At 46.7% G+C, this 21,351-nt stretch carries 16 protein-coding genes; 12 read left to right on the top strand and 4 right to left on the bottom strand.

Translation table 11 applies throughout. The features are described 5' to 3' along the window. Positions 1-139 precede the first annotated feature (139 nt). The 3 genes from ACMXI2_RS08755 (at position 140) to ligD (ending at position 4,593) form a co-directional block, all read left to right on the top strand. Positions 140-1,102 (top strand): SphA family protein, encoded by a 963-nt coding sequence (locus ACMXI2_RS08755; RefSeq protein ID WP_483781308.1) that lies wholly within the window; start codon positions 140-142, stop codon positions 1,100-1,102. A 39-nt stretch (positions 1,103-1,141) separates the two neighbouring features. Continuing rightward, complete coding sequence (locus ACMXI2_RS08750) at positions 1,142-1,696, top strand: hypothetical protein (protein ID WP_483781307.1); 555 nt, start codon at positions 1,142-1,144, stop codon at positions 1,694-1,696. Positions 1,697-2,007: 311 nt separating this feature from the next. Then, complete coding sequence (gene ligD, locus ACMXI2_RS08745) at positions 2,008-4,593, top strand: DNA ligase D (protein WP_483781306.1); 2,586 nt, start codon at positions 2,008-2,010, stop codon at positions 4,591-4,593. Positions 4,594-4,619: 26 nt separating this feature from the next. Here the strand turns inward: ligD and ACMXI2_RS08740 are convergent, their stop codons facing one another. Next, a complete protein-coding gene (locus ACMXI2_RS08740) occupies positions 4,620-5,699 on the bottom strand; it encodes a glycosyltransferase family 9 protein (protein WP_483781305.1) in 1,080 nt (359 codons plus the stop codon). 96 nt (positions 5,700-5,795) lie between these two features. Continuing rightward, entirely contained in the window at positions 5,796-6,053 is a 258-nt protein-coding gene (locus tag ACMXI2_RS08735) for a hypothetical protein (protein ID WP_079467939.1), read from the bottom strand. A gap of 209 nt (positions 6,054-6,262) precedes the next feature. Here ACMXI2_RS08735 and ACMXI2_RS08730 point away from each other — a divergent pair, with 209 nt between their 5' ends. Beyond that, a complete protein-coding gene (locus ACMXI2_RS08730) occupies positions 6,263-7,999 on the top strand; it encodes an ATP-binding response regulator (RefSeq protein ID WP_483781304.1) in 1,737 nt (578 codons plus the stop codon). On the opposite strand, the gene ACMXI2_RS08725 is transcribed toward ACMXI2_RS08730, so the two are convergent. Next, on the bottom strand, positions 7,996-8,949 hold the full coding sequence (locus ACMXI2_RS08725) for a terpene synthase family protein (RefSeq protein WP_483781303.1): 954 nt from the start codon (positions 8,947-8,949) through the stop codon (positions 7,996-7,998). The genes ACMXI2_RS08730 and ACMXI2_RS08725 overlap by 4 nt on opposite strands. Positions 8,950-9,309: 360 nt before the next feature. Here ACMXI2_RS08725 and ACMXI2_RS08720 point away from each other — a divergent pair, with 360 nt between their 5' ends. Next, a complete protein-coding gene (locus ACMXI2_RS08720) occupies positions 9,310-9,555 on the top strand; it encodes a hypothetical protein (protein ID WP_483781302.1) in 246 nt (81 codons plus the stop codon). Between the two features lie 282 nt (positions 9,556-9,837). Further along, a complete protein-coding gene (locus ACMXI2_RS08715; protein WP_483781301.1) occupies positions 9,838-11,598 on the top strand; it encodes a hybrid sensor histidine kinase/response regulator in 1,761 nt (586 codons plus the stop codon). On the opposite strand, the gene ACMXI2_RS08710 is transcribed toward ACMXI2_RS08715, so the two are convergent. Continuing rightward, positions 11,583-12,530, bottom strand: a complete 948-nt coding sequence (locus ACMXI2_RS08710; RefSeq protein WP_483781300.1) for a terpene synthase family protein — start codon at positions 12,528-12,530, stop codon at positions 11,583-11,585. The two genes, ACMXI2_RS08715 and ACMXI2_RS08710, sit on opposite strands and share 16 nt — an antisense overlap. A gap of 397 nt (positions 12,531-12,927) precedes the next feature. On the opposite strand from ACMXI2_RS08710, the gene ACMXI2_RS08705 reads away from it, so the two are divergent. The 6 genes from ACMXI2_RS08705 to ACMXI2_RS08680 all read left to right on the top strand — a co-directional run bounded on the left by ACMXI2_RS08705 (position 12,928) and on the right by ACMXI2_RS08680 (position 21,351). Then, complete coding sequence (locus tag ACMXI2_RS08705) at positions 12,928-13,518, top strand: RNA polymerase sigma factor (RefSeq protein ID WP_483781299.1); 591 nt, start codon at positions 12,928-12,930, stop codon at positions 13,516-13,518. A 115-nt stretch (positions 13,519-13,633) separates the two neighbouring features. Further along, the gene (locus ACMXI2_RS08700; protein ID WP_483781298.1) at positions 13,634-14,605 is read left to right on the top strand and encodes a FecR family protein; all 972 of its coding nucleotides are present in this window, start codon (positions 13,634-13,636) and stop codon (positions 14,603-14,605) included. A 9-nt stretch (positions 14,606-14,614) separates the two neighbouring features. Beyond that, positions 14,615-18,028 carry a SusC/RagA family TonB-linked outer membrane protein gene (locus ACMXI2_RS08695; RefSeq protein ID WP_483781297.1) on the top strand — a complete coding sequence of 1,138 codons (3,414 nt, stop codon included), beginning with the start codon at positions 14,615-14,617 and terminating at the stop codon, positions 18,026-18,028. 24 nt (positions 18,029-18,052) lie between these two features. Continuing rightward, positions 18,053-19,504, top strand: coding sequence for a SusD/RagB family nutrient-binding outer membrane lipoprotein (locus ACMXI2_RS08690; protein WP_483781296.1), 1,452 nt, complete (start codon positions 18,053-18,055; stop codon positions 19,502-19,504). 28 nt (positions 19,505-19,532) lie between these two features. Further along, entirely contained in the window at positions 19,533-20,801 is a 1,269-nt protein-coding gene (locus ACMXI2_RS08685) for a DUF5689 domain-containing protein (RefSeq protein ID WP_483781295.1), read from the top strand. A 94-nt stretch (positions 20,802-20,895) separates the two neighbouring features. Then, positions 20,896-21,351 (top strand): SRPBCC domain-containing protein, encoded by a 456-nt coding sequence (locus ACMXI2_RS08680; protein ID WP_483781294.1) that lies wholly within the window; start codon positions 20,896-20,898, stop codon positions 21,349-21,351.

The raw sequence follows: 21,351 nt of genomic DNA, 5'->3' as shown, positions 1-21,351 counted from the left end.
GTTATACAACTTTATTCTTTTTTTATAAAAATTTATGGCACTTTAAAAATATCTGTTTACCTTGCAGGTAGAATTTTTCCTCCCAGGCATATACAAATCTCTCTCATCTCTTTTATTGCATTTTTTAAACTTCTGCAAGATGATGAACAAAGAGATTACGCGCACTCCTCTCCTAACAGCTTTATCGGTATTGTTATGTGTACTTGCTCCTGCATCTGCTCAGCTGAAAGGCGATCATTTACTGGGCGATGCGGGCCTGCAATCCGGTACACAGGCGCCTCCCGGCTTTGCACTGATAGTACCTGTATATTTTTATTCCGCCTCCAAATTAAAGAACAGCAAGGGCGATGTTATTACAGACAATCTGGGTCTTAATATGTTTGTTACCGGTGTTGGCGGCAACTGGGTAACCAATTTAAAAATACTGGGCGCTCACTACGGCGGATCGGTATTGTTTCCGTTTGCCAGCAACCGGCTGGAATCTACGGTGACTACCACCAAATCGCCATTTGCTTTCAGTGACATTTATTTCCAGCCTGTTCAGCTTGGGTGGCATACCAAACATGCCGATTTCCTGTTCGGCTACGCCCTGTATTTCCCCAGCGGAAAGTATGAAATGGGGGGCGATGACAACAGTGGGCTCGGACAGCTGGCAAATGAATTCTCTGCCGGCAGCACCGTTTTTCTTGATAAAGCAAAACTCATTCACTTCTCTGCATTACTATCGTATGCATTCAACTCCGAAAAGAAAGATGCCGGTATTAAAACCGGTGATAACCTCAGCATTGAAGGCGGCTTAGGCAAAACATGGTATAAAAAAGCAGCTGCCGGTCCGGTTCCCCGTATCATCAATGCCGGCGTTGTGTACTATATGCAGTTTAAAACCACCACGGATAAAATTCCGCTGGCGGGCAGCTACGCATTGGATCCAGCCAAAGACCAGATCTTTGGCGCCGGCCTGGAGGGCAGTTATTATGCGCCTCATATCAGAACGTTATTCAACTTCCGCTGGATAGCTGAAATGGGCGCGCAGAACAGGATACAGGGCAACACTTTTATGCTCACGCTTGCGTATAACCTGAAGTCATTTGAAAAAAAATGACCAGGATACCATCCACATTTCTCACATAAATCTAATATCATGAAAGCACTTCACTTATCATTTATTCTGCTGTTCCTATTTTGCATTACGGGCGCCCTCCGGGCACAGGACGACGAGGTAATCGTTGACGCCAAAAAAATCAACAACAATGCTGTTCCGAGATCTGTACAGGACTCATTGAAAAAAAACTTCCCCAACATGACCCTGAAACAGGTACTGAAAATGCCGCTGAAAACATATAAGTCGAACTGGGAGGTAACAGAAAACAACCTCAGTGAGGTAAGCAGCGGCGATTTCAATGTGTATGTCCTCAATATTACCGGTAAACGGGGCGGCAACCTGGAGGCTTCTTATGATGAAAGCGGGCACCTGATAGAAGCCAAAGAGCTGATTATCAATTCCCGGCTGCCGCAAAATGTATCTACTTATATTGTGAAGAACTATAAGGGATACCTGATAGATTCCGACAAAATTAAAAGAACCATCCGGCCTGATAAAACAGCGCAACAGATAGAAGTGGGCGTTCATAAGGGCAGTGATAAAAAGAGATTATTTTTTGATAACGCCGGTAATTTTGTCAAAGAGAAGAAATAACACAGACCAAAGAAAAGCCCTGGTACGCCGGTTCCTTTTTTTGATCGTACAGTTCCATAACCTATCTTTTTATAACAATAAAAAAATGAAATGTTATCACTAAAAAAATCGGCAAATCATGCCAGTATGAACAGCAGCATGAGCTATAAACAACCCGTCTCCCCTTCCGTGGCATAGTATTTACTTGTGTATATTAAACCAATAGTTATAATAACGCGAGATACTTATTCCATCGGCCTCTGGCACATCAGGGACTGGAACAACCGGATGTATCCCGAAAGCGTATATATAGTATCTAAAATATGCTGGCCATGAGCCTGGAAAAATACCGGCAGAAAAGAAGCTTTAGTAAAACACCTGAACCTACGGGTGGGAAAGGTGAGGATCAGTTGCTACACTTTGTTGTACAAAAGCACGATGCGTCCCACCTGCATTACGATTTCCGCCTGGAAATGCGGGGAGTACTGAAAAGCTGGGCAGTGCCCAAAGGCCCTTCTATGGACCCCGGAGTGAAACGGCTGGCCATGATGGTAGAAGATCATCCGTATAACTATAAGGATTTTGAAGGTATTATTCCGGAAGGCAACTATGGCGCCGGCACTGTGATCATATGGGATGAAGGCGCCTATGAAATGGCGGATGCTGACGGCGCCGATAAAAAACACCAAACAAAAAACCTGCTGCACCAGCTGCACAGCGGCAAGTTGAAACTGATACTCAAAGGAAAAAAACTCAGGGGCGCTTTTGCGTTGGTAAAGGCTACCGGCAGAGGCGACAATGCCTGGCTGCTGATGAAAGTAAAAGACCGTTACGCATTGAAGACAGATATTACCACCAAAAACAAATCGGTAATTTCAGGAAAAACCATTGAGCAGATAGCAAAAAATCCGGACAAGATCTGGAAAAGCAACCGGAAGCAGACCACTGCTAAGAAAACAACTGCACCAGCAGATAATCTTACCGCGCTGTTGAAAAAAGGCAAAACCGCTCCGATGCCTAAAGGCATAAAACCTATGCTGGCAACGGTTACTTCCAGGCCATTTGATAAAGAGGATTGGCTCTATGAAATAAAGTGGGATGGTTACCGCGCCATCGGGTATCTCAACAATGGCAAGGTAGACCTGCTTTCCCGGAACCAGCTTTCTTTTAATGAGAAATTCAGTGTGATCACAGCAGCGTTGCAGCAATGGAAAGTAAAGGCCGTAACAGACGGCGAAATTGTGGCGGTAGATGAAAAAGGCAATCCCGACTTCCAGGCTTTGCAGAACTATTTCAAACACGGCAAAAGTGCGCATCTTGTTTACTACCTTTTTGATTTGCCCTGGTATAACGGTAAAGATCTTACGCATTTACCACTGGAAGAACGAAAGGCTATCCTGGCGGAGATTATACCAGCAGATCATGATATCATCCGGTACAGCAATCATATCAGCGGGCAAGGCACCGCGTTTTATAACGCCGCCATAGATAAAGGACTGGAAGGCGTAATGGCCAAAGCAGCCGCCAGCAACTACATTATGGGGCGCAGAACAGAGAGCTGGCTGAAAATAAAAAACAGTCACCGGATGGAAGCCATCATCTGCGGATATACGGCCGGCAGGAACAGCCGCAAGCATTTCGGTGCAATTATACTGGGAAAGTATGAAGGGAAAGAACTGAAATATATTGGTCATACCGGCGGCGGGTTTAATGATAAACTACTAAAAGAACTTTTTGCAAAGTTCCAGTCGCTCCTCGCGCCAAAGCATCCGTTTAAAACAACGCCGCAGACAAACATGCCGGCCACCTGGCTAAAGCCAGTGCTGGTATGTGAAGTGAAGTTTGCGGAAATAACGCGGGAAGGAATTCTTCGTCAGCCGGTATTCATGGGATTACGGGAAGATAAAAAAGCAGCAGATGAAAAGGGAGTAAAAGTTGTTCCCCCTCCTGCCGGCAGAAAAATAGCCAACCGGAAAAAAGAGGCGGGCAGATTTTTACCGGAGGAGGAGCAACAGGCAGAAATAAAGGTAGATGGAAAACTGCTGAAATTTACGAATCTTGATAAATTATACTGGCCGGATGAAGGCATCACCAAGCGGGATATGATCAACTACTACGCGGCCATCGCTGATTATATACTGCCTTATCTGAAAGACCGGCCACAGTCGCTCAACAGGTTCCCGGAAGGCATCAGGGGTTTTAATTTTTACCAGAAGAATGTGGAAGACAAGGTAGCTGCCTGGATCCCGACTTTTCCCTATGCCAGCGAATCCGATGGGGAAACAAAATCATTTCTTGTTTGTAAAGACAGGGCTACCCTTTTGTACATGGCCAACCTGGGATGTATTGAATTAAATCCCTGGCACAGCAGGATACAGCATCCTGATGAACCGGATTATTGCCTGATAGACCTGGATCCCGACACCAATTCCTTTAACGAGGTGATTGAAACCGCATTGGTGATTAAAGATATTTTGGATGAGATTGGCGCGTCCTCCTTTGTAAAAACCTCCGGGGCTACGGGCATGCATATACTGATTCCGCTGGGAGCTAAATACAGCTTCGGGCAGTCGAGAATGCTGGCGGAGCTGATTGTAAACATTGCCAATAAACAATTACCGGACCGCACCAGTGTATTGAGAACGCCGGCCAAAAGGAAAGGCCGGATCTATCTCGATTTTATGCAGAACCGGCAAATACAAACGATGGCGGTGGCTTACTCCCTGCGACCCAGGCCGGGAGCAACCGTGTCGGCGCCTTTGCGATGGGAAGAAGTGAAGAAAGGATTAAAGGTATCTGACTTCAATATTTACAACATGCCGCAGCGGATTGCGGAAGAAGGCGACCTGCTGAAAGGTTTGCTGGGGAAGGGTATTAACATGAAAACTGTGCTGAACAAACTGCAGCATTTATTATAAGATAAGGTGGCCTTTTGCAGGGGTATCTACACAGGTTGCATCAGTTTGTTCACTGCTTTCAGTACGTTTTCCACAGTAGCTTTCTTCAACTGATTTTTAGGGATCTGGTGATAGGAATATTGCAACAATACATTTTTGCTCTGGAGTGCAGGGGGAATATCAAAATATAATACTTCGCTTCTTACCCGCCAGGGGGTGTGCTGTATATTTGTTAGTGCGTATAACACCACTACCGGCGTAGCCGTAGCGGCAGCAATATGAATAGTGCCGGTATTTACCGAAATCACCAGCGGGCTTTTGCGGATCAGCAGGGCGAACTCCGCAACAGATAAAGCCCCTGCAAAATTGATAGCGCCGGGGCCGATTGCTTCTTTCAGGGCATCCCCGGCAGCTTCTTCACCTGTGTTGCCGGTGATCAGCAACTGGCACCGGTGATGTGCGATTACCTGCTGACCGATTTCCACCCATTTATGAAAGTTGTACTGTCGTTTAACGTCCTGCACCATCGGATGCATGATGATCCAGGGACGCTGGTGATCGGCGCCGTACAATCTCATTTTTTTAATGATACCGGGCCAATGCGTTTCATGCGTTTGCAGCGAAAGCTTTGTACTCCCTGCTTTGGCGCCGGTATATGCTACCAGGTTTATATCTCTTTCCACCTGGTGATGCATGGCATGCAGCGGCTCTTCATCCGGAATCCAATGGGTAAGCAGCTGGTAGGGATTTTCCCGGCAATAGGCGAGCCGCAGGGGGATGCCCGCCTCGAAAGCCAGCATGGCGGTGGGCAATGGGTTCTGGCTGTATACGGTGAATATAATAGCCGCATCGAAATGTTCCTTACGCAGTGTTTCTACCAGTTGCTGGTAGTTTTCCGGCATCACTACGTGATCATGCTTTACCCACGGCGCATTAAATACAATAACCTCATCTATTTCCGGGATATCCGCTGCTACCGGTGCAGCAGCGGCAGAGGTCAGGAGAGTGAGGCGACATTGAAAGGATTCTTTTAATGCCCTGAAAGCCGGTGTACTCATCAGCAGATCGCCTATATTATCCAGGCGGACACAGAGTATTTTCCTGCAATCGTTCCAAAGTATATTCATAGAATAAAATTCACACAACAAGTATTAATCTCTACAATACTTTACGCTCATAAAAAATGGATACATATTGATGCATCCATTTTCTTTACCGTTGAACTACGGTTTCTTACTGTGTTGAATAGCCTCCCAGATCTGTTGTACGATGTAGCCGCCCTCCATTTCCGTAAGCCGCGGGGAGCAGGTAAAGCCATCACCGTTCTCCATCAGCATGAGGTTATCCGGTACTGCATGATGGAACAGTTCTCCTATGTTATTGTTCAGTAAGTAATACACAGAACGGCCGTTGTAGGTATCCGGCTGGATATCCAGGGAATACGACTGACCATTTACATTCGCATTCAGGTGCTGTATCATAACAAAAGGTTTTTTAGGAAAGGTATCAAGAATAACACCAAAACAGGTATTATTTCCGCTGGCCTTTTTCTTTTGGCGTTTTGCGGGTCAGCAGGATATACCCGGCTTTTACGTATGTTATCAGTAATTCGTATATTGGTTTTAATTTATCATGAAAGGTACACCAGAATGTATACGTTTTCTACGCCTACAACCCTCAAAAATGACGCATGCATATTTTGAATATTATTAAAAACGCTGGCACCCAATATTCCACGGAGTCAGAGAAACGTACCCTCATTATTATCAATTCCCTGGCATTTCTGACCGGCATGCTCGTTTTCATCCTTGGAGGTGTTTTTTACCTGCTGGTACACAGTTTACTGATCCTGTTGCCATTATTACTGGAGGGTATCGGGATGTTTGGCGTGATTGTTTTAAATGGTTTGGGGAAGAAGGACAGCGCCAACTTCAGCATGTTTGCCATACATTATGTAGCCGCAGGTTACTGGACAATTCTATTGGGCAATGCTATCCCTATTGAAGTGGTGATTGTTTTTCTACTGGTCTTCCTCATTTGCGGCTCTTTCCTGGTATACAAACGGCACAAGGCAAGAATAGGATTATTGCTGGCGATTGCCATATTGCTGGTGGCGACACAGCTGAATACCTTTTTTGGCTTTATCAAACCGATAGACATCCACCCTACTTCTGCTTATATTATGCGGCTTTGTACCACCGGTGGTATGCTTACTTTTATATTGTTTGTCATCTTCGAGTTTATAAAGGAGATCACCCGGCTGATGGATGATCTTAGCAAATCAAACAAGGTATTATCTACCAATGCTGCTTTCCTGCGGGAAACATTTCACGAGCTGAAGACACCTTTGAACAGTATTTACGGCATTGCGCAACTGCTGGATATGGTGCGGAAGGAAAATAAGCAGGCGCCCGTCATGCAGGAAATAAGCACAGACCTGAAGAACCTATCAGGCGCCGCCCAGCTATCGCGGGACATTGTAAACAACGTACTGGATCTGAAACGGATTGAGGCCGGCAAGTTCCTCGAAATCAGGATGGGTACTGTTCACCTGCAGAACTGTATTGAGCAGTGTATGGCAATGAACCAGTACGCCGGCGCTTTGCAGAACGTTAGCATCGTATTGAACTACCAGTTGCCCCAGCAATTTATAGAAAGTGACGAAATCGTTCTTATTAAAATCATCAATAACCTTACATCCAATGCCGTCAAGTTTTCCCCTCCGGGCGAACAGGTGGTGATCAGTGTTTACCGGGAGGGCAACCACATTTATTTCCGTGTTAAAAATGAAGGCGAGATAGCGCCTGAGCGGCAGGAGAAACTATTTCTTCCCTATGAGTCGGAGCGGAACCATATTACATCCGGCACGGGCATCGGCCTGCATCTGACGCAGCAACTGGTTACGTTGCTGGAGGGCAGGATCCGGGTGATCAGTGAAGATCATCATACTATTTTTGAGTTTTTTATTCCTTACCGGTCCGCGCATCCGGAAACTACCGCTGAAAAGAAATTTGAGATCGGGAAAGATGAATTTGAGGGGATGAAGGTGCTGATTGTGGATGACAACCAGATGAACCGGTATGTGATCGAAAAATTTGTGACCAAAGGAGGTGCAACCGCCCTGTTGTGCTGTAACGGGAAGGAGGCGATGGAAGCCGTACTGGCGGAGAGGCCGGATATCATTATCACTGATTCGCAGATGCCGGTGATGAACGGCCGGGAATTTTTGCTGCAGTTGCGGGCTATTCCTGCGTTTTCCGACATCCCGTTTATTGTTATATCGGGAGATGCTTTCAACAAATACAGTAATGAATCCGAGGAGCTTTTAAAGGCAGGTGCGAATGCATTCTTTAATAAGCCTTTTTCTTTTGAGGATCTGCATACTGAAATGATAAAACATCTCCCGTCTAAATCTATAAAAGTCTAAACTTTACTTTTGTATCGCTCGGTATCGATGAGCGCCCAGTCGAAATAGGCTTTGATGGCGATGTACAGGCCGTCGATATACACATCCAGCTGTGCATTTATTTCAGGGCTCCAGAAGGGAAGGCTGGCGCGGTGTTCTTCCAGCGTGAGCAAATTGCGGTGGTATTCGTCCGAAATCTGCTGAATGGCTTCTTCCAGGGAAATGCTCAGTTCCTGTTCATAGATCAGTACCAGGTTCAGTCCTTTCGTTTTCAGTTCCCTTTCCCGTTCCAGGGAGTGGAGGTCGTTTGCCAGGTTGGCCGTCAGGTTCAGCAACAGCTCTATTTTCTTTACCAGCCAGTGTTCATATACTTCTTCCGGCAGGTCAATTTTCCCGAAGATGCTTACCAGCGGGAACATAATGTAGAAGCCGGTTTTGGGTCGCCACTGGAGATATTCCCGGATGCTGGGGCTATACTCTCCTTCCTGCATTTCTGTTTCCCATAGGCATTCTTCAAAATAGGACACCATTTCTTTACAGAACAGGGAATACAGGAACGGGGGGCTGAGGCGTTGAAAGCGGGAGCGGATGTTGGTCAGCGCATTATTCAGGGGCGTTTCCACGGAGCTTTCCCCGTGTTCCATGATGGCGATAAAGCCGTTCAGCATGTTGCGTAGCCAGGCGCCTTCCAGGGCGCCGGAGGAAAAGCGGTCGCATTTGTCGTCGATGGTAAACAGCCAGGTGATCAGATCGCCCACCAGGCATAGTTCTTCATAGTTTGCGGCAGGATATTCCCGGGCGGCGTACCACCCAAATTTGCCTTTGTTAAACCGTTTGAGTTTTTCGGGCGACTCCAGACAGAATTCATGGGCCCATTTGAAAGTGTGTACCTGTACCTCTTCCGCAAGCGGACTTATGGCAGAAGGGGTCGGAAATTCCAGGGCTGGAATGTGAAGGGTGTGTGTTTCCATGTTTTTAGTGTTTATTAAGTAAAAAGAATCTGTATAAGAGACCAGCCGGTTTTTACCGGGATAAAGGGCATCAAAATGGATAAATGGTTGACATTCAGACATTGAGCATAATACGCAGCTCAGCCGGCAAGGATGAGCGAAATACACGCTGACAAAAGTCTATAAAAATGTTTTAGCCGGGAAGAGTTTATGGGGCTTTACATTTTATATACCTTCATACCGGGTATTCAAATAAGGCGATGAAAGTGCAGGCAATAAAAACGACGTTGCAGAAGATCCGGGTTTTCCGTTCCCTGTTTCTCCTTTCAGTTTGTTTACAACAAGTGTCATGCCTATGGCTGGGCAGATACTTACCTGTTCATGCTGGATGGGACAGCTGTAGGCTATGGGGCGGTATGGGGTCAAAATAACCGCAGCGACCGGGATGCTATTTTTGAGTTTTATGTAGTGAAGCCTTACCGGAAATTTGCCGGTGAATGTTTTTTAAAACTATGGGAGGCCTCTGGGGCTGTTTGTGTGGAGTGCCGGAGCAACGATGCGTTATCGACGGCCATGCTGTACCAGTATTCCAAAAACATCAATATAAAAGTTGGGGTGCACGCCTAACATATTTATATTTTATTTTATGTAATATTCTTTTTTTGAAAAAAAATATGCTTATATTAACATTCAATTAACTCATTCCGATGCATATCTCGTTAGATTTACCTGAACCCAATGAAAATCTACATGCCTGATATGATTCGAAGAACCTGCAGACCATGCCTGAATGCGTATCCCGATTCCGTACCGGTATTTCTGCGGGTAGCGGGATTGGATGACGCTAAAGCAAATTAACTATGATCATTTTACAGCCCGAACTTGCCTAATCCTCTAAATAATTATTACATGAGAACTGGTAACTATCCTACAACTGCGGCCATTACAACAACACTCATCAAACCTATTTTTGCCGGAACCCAGCATTTTGAAAAAGCGGAAGAAAAACGTCCGGTTATTATTATCAATGCGATGGCCATTGTATTAAGTGCCCTGGTTATCGGCATTGGCTGCTATTTTTATTTTCTTAAGAATTCGGTGTTTTTTTTAATCGGTATTCCACTGGAAACGCTTAGTTTTTTTACCGTTATCCGGTTAAACCAGGTAAGGCAATATTTTAATGCAAACTTACTCATGCTGAGCACGAATGCCATTTTTATTGCGTACTGGTCCACCGTACTGGGATCAAGCATTTCCCTGGAGTTACTGCTGGCATTCAACACCATCATCATATTCCATTTAAGTTCTGCTTTTTTTCTGTACAAAAGAAGCGGCGCCCTGTTGGCTTGTATAGCAGCAACCGTGGTATTTGCCGCGTGGATGGTAGCCAATGCCCATTATAACTTTATCCAGCCGATACAGCTTTCGCCTGATGTATCGTTAACCATGAAGTGGTCTACCACTATTGCGCTGCTGGTATTTATATTGTGTGTGATGATGTCTTATGTGGCGCAGATCAGAAGTTTGCTTGCATCGGCCCAGAAACTCCGGGAGGCATCTGAAAAGAAAAGCATTTTTTTGCGGGAGGTATTTCACGAGATCCGGACGCCGATGAATGCAATTTTCTCTATTGGCCAGCTGTTTGAATTGCGGAAGTCCAAATATTCGGTTGCAGAAAGAAAGGAAATTAACCAGTTGTTTGCCTCCTGTTACCTGGCCCGTAACATCATTAATCATGTGCTGGAAATGTCGAGGATTGAGTCCGGGAATTTTTATCCCGTGATGAAGGAAGCCATAAATTTAAAGGATTGCGTATCCCATTGTATAGCGGTTAACAGTTACCTGGCGGCATCCAGGGGAATAAAAATTGACCTGCAGTTCGACAGGCAGCTGGGTGAACCGGTCAGCAGTGACAGTCTGCTGTTAACCAAGATCCTGAATAATATCCTGTCCAATGCGGTGAAGTTTGCCAGTGGTAATTCAATGATCTACCTCAGCTGTACAAAAGAAGCAGACCAGATCATTTTTAAAGTAAAGAACCAGGGAGTGGTAGATCCGGACATTGCCACGAAGATGTTCGACCGGTTTGTATCAAAGCGGGAGCAGTTTGAAGGAACGGGGTTGGGTTTGTCTATTACCAAACACCTGATCGGCCTTTTCGGCGGACAAATTGCATTGGACCCCGTTGATCCCTCCTCTCCTTTTACCACTACCATTACCTTTAATATTCCTTATGAAGCGGGTGTGGGAAAAACCAGGCAGCAGCTACCTCCTAAATTTATGAAGGGTTGCTTTATGGGAGGAAAAGTGGTGATCATAGAAGACGACCTGCTGAGTGCTGAATTGCTGATAAAGTTCCTGAAAGAAATGGGGATAGACCCGGTATTATGCAAGGAGCATGCATCTGTGATTGATGTGATCCATACAGAAAAACCCAACCTGATCATTTCGGATCTGAATATGCCCGGCTTTAATGGCAGGGATCTGTTGCAATACGTAAAAAATGATCCTGAATTAAAAGGCACCCCCGTACTGATCATTTCAGGAGATGCCTTTTTGAAAGATGAGATGCTGGCGACAGGCGCCTGCGGTTTCATAACGAAACCGGTTTTCATCAGCGACTTACACCTTGAATTAGCAAAGTATTTACCTCATCATATATTTTCGTAACGACCGGTATCAATTACCGCCCAGTCATCATAGCCTCTCACGATGGTATATAAGCCCTGTATGTAGCGGTCCACCTGCATATTAACAGACTTACCCCAATAAGGAAGTTCCTTACGGAGCTGTTCAAACCGGAGCAGGTGTGCCCTGTGTTCATTGATCACATACTGCACTGCCTCTTCCCTGGCCAGATCCAGTTCCTTTTGTGCAATAAAGATCAGGTTAAAACCTGGCTTCTCCAGTTTTGCTTCGCGGACAATCGAATGCAAATCATTGGAAAGGCAGCCGAGCAGGTTTAAGACAAGCTCTATTTCCTGGATGCTGCTGTGGTCATACACTTCATCCGGCAGGTTCAGTTTTTCAAAAATGGCCACCAGCGGAAACATGATATAAAACCCGGTGTAGGGCCTTTCCTTGTAATACCGGTCGATAGAGGGCATGAGTCCATCGATCTGCATGTCGATCTCAAAGAAACATTCATTAAGATAGTCGGTCATATGCATGCAATATTTGCGGTATAAAAAAGGACTGCTGATGTCGCTGAAACGCCGCAGGATATCTTTCAGGGCGATACTGAGGCTATTGTCGTCCCTGATATGTTTATCATCGAGGATGGAGATGAATATTTCCAGCTGACGTCTCATTTCCAATGCGGTTACTGCGTCGGAGGAACCGCGGTCGCAGCTGTCGTCTACTGTGAACAGCCAGGATAACAAATCTCCGGCGAGACTTACCTGTGCATAGGTGGCATCAGGGTATTCCCTGGCTGCCTGGAACCCGAAACGGGCTTTGGAGTACCAACTGAGGGGTTTAAATTTTGGGGCAATATCAAATTTTTGTACCCACTTCAAGGTATCATTCTGAGTATCCTGATAACAGGAATTAATCTTAGACTGTCCCGGGATAGTGACGCAGGAAGTTAAAGCATCTGACATAAATGTTAATTTTTAAAGTGAATAAAAGATTGATAACTAATATTTAGGCGTAGTAATGGTTATTCAGTGCGGATGCAACAATCTATTTGCTAATATTCCTGTGCACCTGATTCTACAGACAAAACTCAGAGTTATATTATATAGGATAATAATGTTATCTGATATTGAAGATTATCCAAAAAGCTAAATTGGACAAACTAATATTACGAAAAAGCCCCCATTTGGGCAGATTGGATTTTGGGACGGGGGGAAATAGCACAAATGGGATAGCCCGGCGCAGCGGGACATGTGCCGGGGAAGACGTGGAAAAACGGGCTGCCTGCTATGTGAAGTTTATATTAATTTCCCGCTGTTCCTTCGTAATTCAAAAGGAGCTTTTCTAGTTTTGCGGCCTTATATGGAACCGGTATCTGTAATAAATGGCGCGGCATGGGATCAGCAAACCTTTAAGGTGCTGTATGATGAGTATTTTGTATTGGTGAGCCGCTATTGCTATTCATTTACGGGCGATTATGAAGCGGCACGGGATATCGCGGCTGAACTGTTTGCCAACCTGTGGCGGCAGCGTGCAGGCATCCGGGTTAATACCAGTATGAAGAATTACCTGCTGGTAGCCGCCCGGCGAAGCTGTAAAAAACACGCCGATAAATTACAACGTACCTTCACTATCAGCGACGATCACCTGGATCAGGCGCTCTCCACACATACGCCCGATGCCGCCCTGGCAGGGAAGGAATCCAGGGAAAAGCTGCATCAGCTGTTATCCCTGCTGGATGCGGTAAAGAAGGAAATTATAGACCTGAAACTGCTGGGACTCACCAATAAAGAGATAGCGCATATCTTACACATCACACCCAAAAAAGTAGAGTACCAGCTGAATGCCGCGATCCGCTTATTACAGGCAGCAATTAAAACCCGGCGGTTAACGGTACACGATTGCGAAGCAGGTTTGATGATAGGTACCCTGATACTGATGCTGCCTGCATAATCACATCTCCCTAAAAGACATACCCAGCCTGCATTTTCCCTTGTTAATAATTCCTTAACACACATTCACAGGAATTTCCCCGGGCCGCCGCCTCCTCTGTAATAAAGGGTCCACATTGAACGAAAAAATATTATTCCGCTATATCTATGAGTTATCAGATGCCGCAGAACGGGAGATGGTAACTGCCTGGCTGCAGCAATCGGAAAGGAACCGCGACATCCTGGTGGCTTTGGTAAAACGAAAGCAACAGCTGGAAGGCGCTGCTGATCAGCAAACTGCAGACAAGCACTGGGAACAGGTACAGGCTGCGATGAATGAAGAAATGCCCGGTGTAAAAAATATCCGCCCGTGGTGGCTGTATAGTGCGGCCGCAGCGTTGGTAACAGTGGCTATGGGTATAGGCTGGTTATGGCAGCACCAACATACGCCTGCCACGCAACCGGTAAAATTAGCGACCACCGGTAAAAACAAACAGGTGATCACGCTGCCCGACGGCACCCGGGTGTGGCTGCAATACAACTCTTCCCTGGAGTATGATGCACACGCCTTTAATAGCTCCAACAGGCAGGTGATCCTGAACGGAGCCGCCTTCTTTAATGTGAACGGCAGTCCGGATAAGCCTTTCCGCATCAGCACCCATCAAACTACCGTAACCGTACTTGGCACCTCTTTCAGCATCCATGCACGCGCACATGAAATGCAGGAAATCGCCGTGGCCACCGGGAAGATCAATGTGCAGGCAGCGCAACTCAACATCAACCTGCTGCCGATGCAGCGGATTAAATATGACCCCGTAACGCATACGTTGCTGAGCGACAGCACCTCGCTGGATCATATTACCGGGGTGAGAGATAACCTGCTGGTATTTGAAAACGATGATCTGCCCGGCATCGCACGCAAACTATCGCAATGGTATAACCGCGATGTGATTATCCGTGGAACACCACATCGTGTATCCTTTACCGGTAGTGTACAGGACAATGGCATTCAGCCTGTACTGGAAGGTTTAAGCTTCCTGGCCGGCGTAGAATATAAAATTACGGCAGACAGTATCATTCTTTCTTTAAAACGCAATCACAAAAAATAAACAACCAATATGAAAAAAATTATTGGCGGACTTTGCTGCCTGTTACTAACCGGTTCTCTCTGGGCACAAACGGCCACCCGTATGATCCGGTTAAACAGGAAAAACATCTCCCTGAAGGAGCTGATCACCACACTACAGCAAAAAGAAAAGATCGCTGTGATGTATGACGACAACATCCTGGCGGCACCACACCCATTACAGCTGCCGGAAGAAAATGTGCCGCTCGAAAAGCTGCTGTCGCTCATCGAAGCACAAACCGGGCTGGAAGTAAAGTGGCAAAATAATAACATCTACATAAAAAATAAAAATACTACCGCAGCAGAAACCGTCACCGTAAAAGGCGTGGTAATGGGCGCCGGCAACGACGGCGCCTTACCCGGCGTGAGCATCTGCGTAAACGGCAGGATGGTAGCAGTGACGGCGGAAGATGGTATTTTCGACCTGAAGGCCCCCACCGGCAGTAAAGTAGTTTTCCGGGCTATCGGTCTTGATCCTTATACACTCCCTGTAGCCGGCAACGCCACTAACCTCAAAGTTAATATGCAGCAGAATGTTACCCAGCTGGAAGGCGTAGTGGTAACGGCACTGGGCATTAAACGCGATGAAAAAGCGCTGGGTTATGCTGTGAGCAAAGTGAGCAATGAACAGCTCACAGATGCCATGAGTAATAACTGGACCAATGCCCTCACCGGTAAAGTAGCCGGTTTGAATATGCTGAAATCCAATGGCGGACCGGCTGGTTCTACCAAAATTATCCTGCGTGGTGAAAACACGATCACCGGCAGCAGCGAAGCGCTGATTGTAGTCGATGGCGTGATCATCAATGGCAGCAGTGGTAAGCAAACGGGCAACGGCAGCGGGTCGTACCTGGACAGCGACTCTCCCACCGATTTCGGTACCAGCCTGAATGATATTAACCCCGATGATATTGAAAGCGTGTCGGTACTGAAAGGGCCGGGTGCAGCAGCATTGTACGGCGCACGCGGCGCCAACGGCGCTATCATCATTACCACTAAAACCGGTAAAATTAAAAAGGGTTTAGGCGTTACCGTTAATTCCAATGCTACCTTTGAAACCATTAACCGCTGGCCCGATTACCAGTATGAATACGGCCAGGGCGCTTCCGGTCAGGATACCTGGTATTCCTACGGCGCCACCGCTGACGGCAGCAGCACCCGCAGCACCAGCTCCGCCTGGGGACCAAAGTTCAACGGACAAATGTACTATCAATACAACCCGGTTACACATACCGGCGGCACAGAAAGAACACCGTGGGTACCTTATAAAAACAACCGTAAAGATTTCTTTGAAACCGCCAAAACATTTACCAACAGCGTAACGCTGGAAGGCGGCAATGATAAAACCAATATCCGTTTATCCTATACCAATCTTAATAACAACTGGATTGTACCCAATACCGGTTATAACAGGAACACCGTAGCGCTATCCGTAAATCATAAAGTATCTGATAAACTGCAGATTTCTACAAAGGTGAATTACACCAACAAAAAAAGCGATAACCTGCCTTCTTCCGGTTACAATAACCAAACCATCATGTATTTTATCCGGGGAATGGTGCCTAATGCCAACCTCGACTGGTTCAAGGAATACTGGCTACCCGGACAGGAGCAGCTGGCGCAGAACCGGCCCTTCAGCAGTTTACTCGACAACCCTTACCTGCAGGCGTATGAAATGCTCAATAAAGTGAACCGCAATGGTGTGATAGGGAATGTTTCCGCCACCTATAATTTCACAAAAGATCTCAGCCTGATGGTGCGTACCTCTCTGGATTACAGCACCGAAAGCCGCTCCCAGCAACGGCCGAAAAACACACAGAAATTTATAGACGGGATGTACAGAACGCAGAACATTTATTCCCGTGAGCTGAACAGTGATTTCCTGTTACGTTACAACCGTACGCTGGGCAGTAAATTTAACGCTACCGTATCCGTAGGCGGCAGCCAGATGCGCAACTTTTACAACCGTGATGAAGTGCGCGCGGATAAGCTGAGATACCCGGGCGTATATAATTTTGCCAATAGTAAGAACACGCTGATTACGCTTCCCTACAGTTCTCAATATGCTGTAAACAGCTTCTATGGCCTGGCACAGTTCAGTTATAATAACTACCTGTTCCTGGATATCACGGCGCGCAACGACTGGAGCAGTACGCTGGCATCGGAAACATCTACCGATAATACTTCTTTCTTCTATCCTTCTGTAAATGCCTCCGCCATCCTGTCGGATATGTTGAAGTTGCCCGCAGCCATTTCCCTGCTGAAACTTCGTACATCCGTTTCCGGTGTAGGCAGTGGCGGCACCACGCCTTACTTTACCCGTTTTGGTTACCTGAAGGAATTGTTCCTGAGTGGCCTTTCCAACCCGGACTACATTGCCAACCCGGATCTGAAGCCAATGAAAACCATCAGTGTAGAAGCCGGTGTGGATGCCAGTTTCTTCAGAAACCGTATAGGCTTTGGCGTTACCCTGTATCAGAACAATACCAATAACCAGATCATCCAGGCGCCATTGGATAAAGCCACCGGCTTTAAGGGTACTATCGTGAACGCGGGTACGGTTATTAACAAGGGTATTGAAATTGAAGCCAACGGTACTCCTGTAAAAAAGGCCAACGGGCTTACATGGATTGCCACCGGTACATTTGCAGCTAACCGCAGCCGTATCAGCTCTCTGCCGGATGGTATTGAAACGTTTGTGATGTCTACCGGACCTGCGGGCCGTGGCTCCATTGAAGCCCGTCCCGGCGGCCGTATGGGCGATATCTACGGACTGGGCTACCAACGCTCCCCGGATGGTCAGATCATCTATAGTTCGCAGGGGTACCCATTGCTGACAGAAACGGCTCAATACCTGGGAAATACTAACCCCGACTGGAAGGCCAGCATCAACAATACTTTCCAGTACAAACAATTCCGCTTCAGCTTTTTGTTTGACGGTCAAACCGGTGGTAAAGCCTATTCCCTCACGCACTCCGTGCTGGCAGAAGAAGGCAAGCTGAAAAAGACGATCCCCGGCCGTTACAACGGTATTATTGGCGACGGCGTACAGGTAAGCAAAGATGGTACCTATCGCCCCAACGATGTAGTAGCAGCTAATATTCAAACCTATTATTCAGAGCATTTCAAGCGTGATAATATTGAATCAAATCTTTTCAGCACCGACTTTATCAAATTGCGGGAAGCGCGGTTCGATTACTCACTGACACCTTCTTTCCTGCGGAAGATAGGCTTCTCCAAAGGCACCATTGGTATTTACGGACGCGACCTGCTGGTAATTACCAACTGGCCATCGTTTGATCCCGAATTTGGTACCCTGGGAGATGGAGATATCAGCGCCGGTTTTGAAATCGGTCAGTTCCCCTCCACCCGGAGCTTTGGGATTAACCTTACTGCTTCATTCTAATATTTCACCGCAAAAAGATGCATCATGAAAAATATCCGGATCAATACTTTTTCTCTTCTTGCAGTCATCAGTATAAGCACTGCTGCCTGTAAAAAAGACTTCATAAAAATCAACGACAATCCCAATACAGCGCCGGTGGCAACACCTGAAACCTTGCTGGCGCCTGCTTTGTATAATGTGGTGAACAATAACCAGACACGTGCCCTGCGCCTCACCAATGAGCTGATGCAGGACCACGTTACCACTACCAACTCGGATGAAATTCACCGTTATGTGATCCGCCCGGGTGAATCCGATAACATGTGGAACAACTGGTACCAGGAGCGCACCAACTTCCTGGATATGTATAAAGGCGGACAGGTGATCAAGTCATCTACGTATATGGGTATTGGTGAGATAATGGATGTATGGACCATCTCGCTGCTCACCGATATGTTTGGCGATGTGCCTTACACAGAAGCCAACCGCGGACGCGATACTATCTATCAGCCTAAATTTGATCCGCAGAAAGATATCTATACAGACCTGTTCCGTAAACTGGAAGATGCCAATACATTGCTGGCCGCCGGCCAGGCAGTGAATGCCGACGACAAGCCGATGGACCCGCTGTACAATGGCGATCCGGCTAAATGGAGAAAATTCGGCAACTCGCTCTACCTGCGTTTGTTATTGCGCGTATCCGGTAAAACGGACATGAATGCAGCCGCCAAAATCAAAGAGATCGTAGAAACCAATGCCGCCAATTACCCCATCTTCAGCAACAACGATGAGTCGGCGATACTGCGGTTTACGACGGTGCCGCCGTATACTTCGGCCTTCAATTCTTACCGCGACTTTGACTTTAACGGCGACAATGGCCTGTCTACTTTTTTCATCAACAACCTGAAAGAATGGGGTGATCCGCGTATTGCCAAATGGGCCTCCACCGTTAACGGTACCTATGAAGGTATACCGAGCGGTTATGCACCCGGCGATATCCCGGTACGCCAGTCCTATTACCTGGCTGCTTTGAAAAATGAACCGTTGCTGGGTAACATCATCAACTACGCAGAAATACAGTTTATACTGGCAGAAGCGGCGATGAAGGGTTATATCTCCACAGATCCTAAAATCTATTACGATAAAGGTGTGGAAGCTGGTATTACGCTATGGGGTGTGGCTATGCCGGCAGGTTATCTTGATAAAGAAGGCATCAAATGGAATAATGCGCTCACAGACGACAACAAGATGGAGATGATTATGCTGCAGAAATATTATGCCCTCTTCTTTACTGATTTTCAGCAGTGGCATGAATACCGTCGTACCGGCCATCCCGTGCTGCCCAAAGGTCCCGGCCTGCGGAATAACGGTGAAATGCCTTCCCGCTTCAAATACCCGGTATATGTGCAGTCGCTGAACCGCACCAACTACCAGAAAGCGGTAGAAGCGATGGGTGGTGATGATCTGAACATAAAAGTGTGGTGGAACAAGAACTGATTTTTTAAGCAGATAAATATAACAACGAATGAAACATATACATTTTCCCGCGGCGGCATTGTTAGCATGCCTGGCCCTGGGTGGTTGTTTAAAAAAAGATATTGACTATGCACATGGCACCCCAAGCCCGGTGGCTTCCGTGGAAGTATTGCGCAGCACCTACCGCGGAGCAGCCTTACAACTTACCACCGGTGAGCTGATGGGTGCAGAGCGGATCACCGGTGTGGTGATTTCTGATACCAGCTCCCATAACCTGCCGGCGGGCAATTTTGTGATACAGGATATCGGCAGGGGAAATATGCGGGGCATTACTATTGCGCTGAGCGGGAATGCTGCTGCACCGGTGAGTGCAGGCGATTCCGTGGCTGTTAACGTTATCGGTAGTACGCTGTTGAGCAATAAAGGCTCGCTTCAGCTTACAGGCATTGGAACTGATAAAATTACGCTGTTAAAGAAGGGCGTTAAGATAGTGGTAAAATCCACTTCTCTTTCCGATCTCTCTGCTAACTTTGCCAGCTATGAAGGCACACTGGTAAAGGTAAACGCCGACTTTAAACAATTACCTGTCCCTACCGATGTGTATGCCGGGGATAAGTTATTGTACGACGGACTGGATTCTTCCATTGTATTGCATACCGAAACCAGCGCCACCTTTGCGAGCGATAAAATGCCCGCCAGTGCTACCTTTACCGGCATACCGTTGTATAACAGCGGCAACGGCGCAGCCGTTGTTAAACAGTTATACCTGCGTAACAGTAGTGATGTAAGCAATGCCAGCGGTCCGTTATACAATGGTTACCCGGAAGATTTTGAATCGCCGGATGCATCAGCGAAGGGCAGTTATGCCGCCGCAACCGTGAACCTGAAAACAGGTTTATGGCTGCTGGACCAGGCCATACTGGCCACTACCAAAGACCGTGACCGGTTTAATCCAACCGGTAAACAATGTATCCGTATGCAGCAAAACCTGGCTAAGCCCGCGTATGTGCAGATGAACTATGATTTGCCCAATGGCGCCTCCAAAGTAACGTTGTCGTATGGCTCGTACTATACAGATGCCAGCAGTACCTGGAATTTACAGTATTCCACCAACCAGGGAGCAAGCTGGACTGTGATTGGTAATAACATCAAAGATGCCGGGCCGTCGGCAAAAACCGCCACTTTTTTAATGGATATCAAGGGGCCTGTACGCTTCCGTATTTGCAAGCTCGGCTTAGGCGCCACCAATGGCGTAGATATTCTGAATGGCCGCCTGAGCATTGAAGATATTGCCGTATTCCAGCAATTGAATTATTAACCGGCACTTGTTACAGATAATGAGAGAAGAGGCCCCTGGCGGCCTCTTTTTTTGTATATTTATCATTCATTCGGTTCACTCAAAACTGTATTTTATGGCGCCATTACAAACAACTGCAACGATACAGATCTCCAAGCCCATCTCCGAAGTTTTTGATGCTGTTATTGATCCTAAAAAGATGTCCAACTATTTTATTGCCAACGGATCGGGACCAATGGAAGAAGGAAAGCAGGTGATCTGGAAATTCCCGGAGTTTGATGTGATTGTTCCGGTGCAGGTATTACAGGTAAAGAAGGATGCACTCATCTCCTTTCAATGGGAAGGCGCTAAAGATCATCAGCTGCAGGTAGACATCCTGTTTTCCGAAAGATTTGGAAACGCCACCCTGGTGAAGATTACCGAAGGCAGTATGGAAAATAATGAAGAAGGAATTAAGTGGCTGAAGGGAAATACAGAAGGCTGGGCTAATTTTCTTGCCTGTTTGAAGGCTTACCTCGAGTATAATATTAACCTGAGAAAGGGAGCGTTTGATTATATGAAAGCGGAATAA

The sequence above is a fragment of the Chitinophaga sp. G7 BAM 1005 genome, from assembly GCF_057126945.1.
The sequence above is the reverse complement of the archived record's forward strand: the minus strand, read 5'-3'. Positions and strand labels throughout refer to the sequence as shown.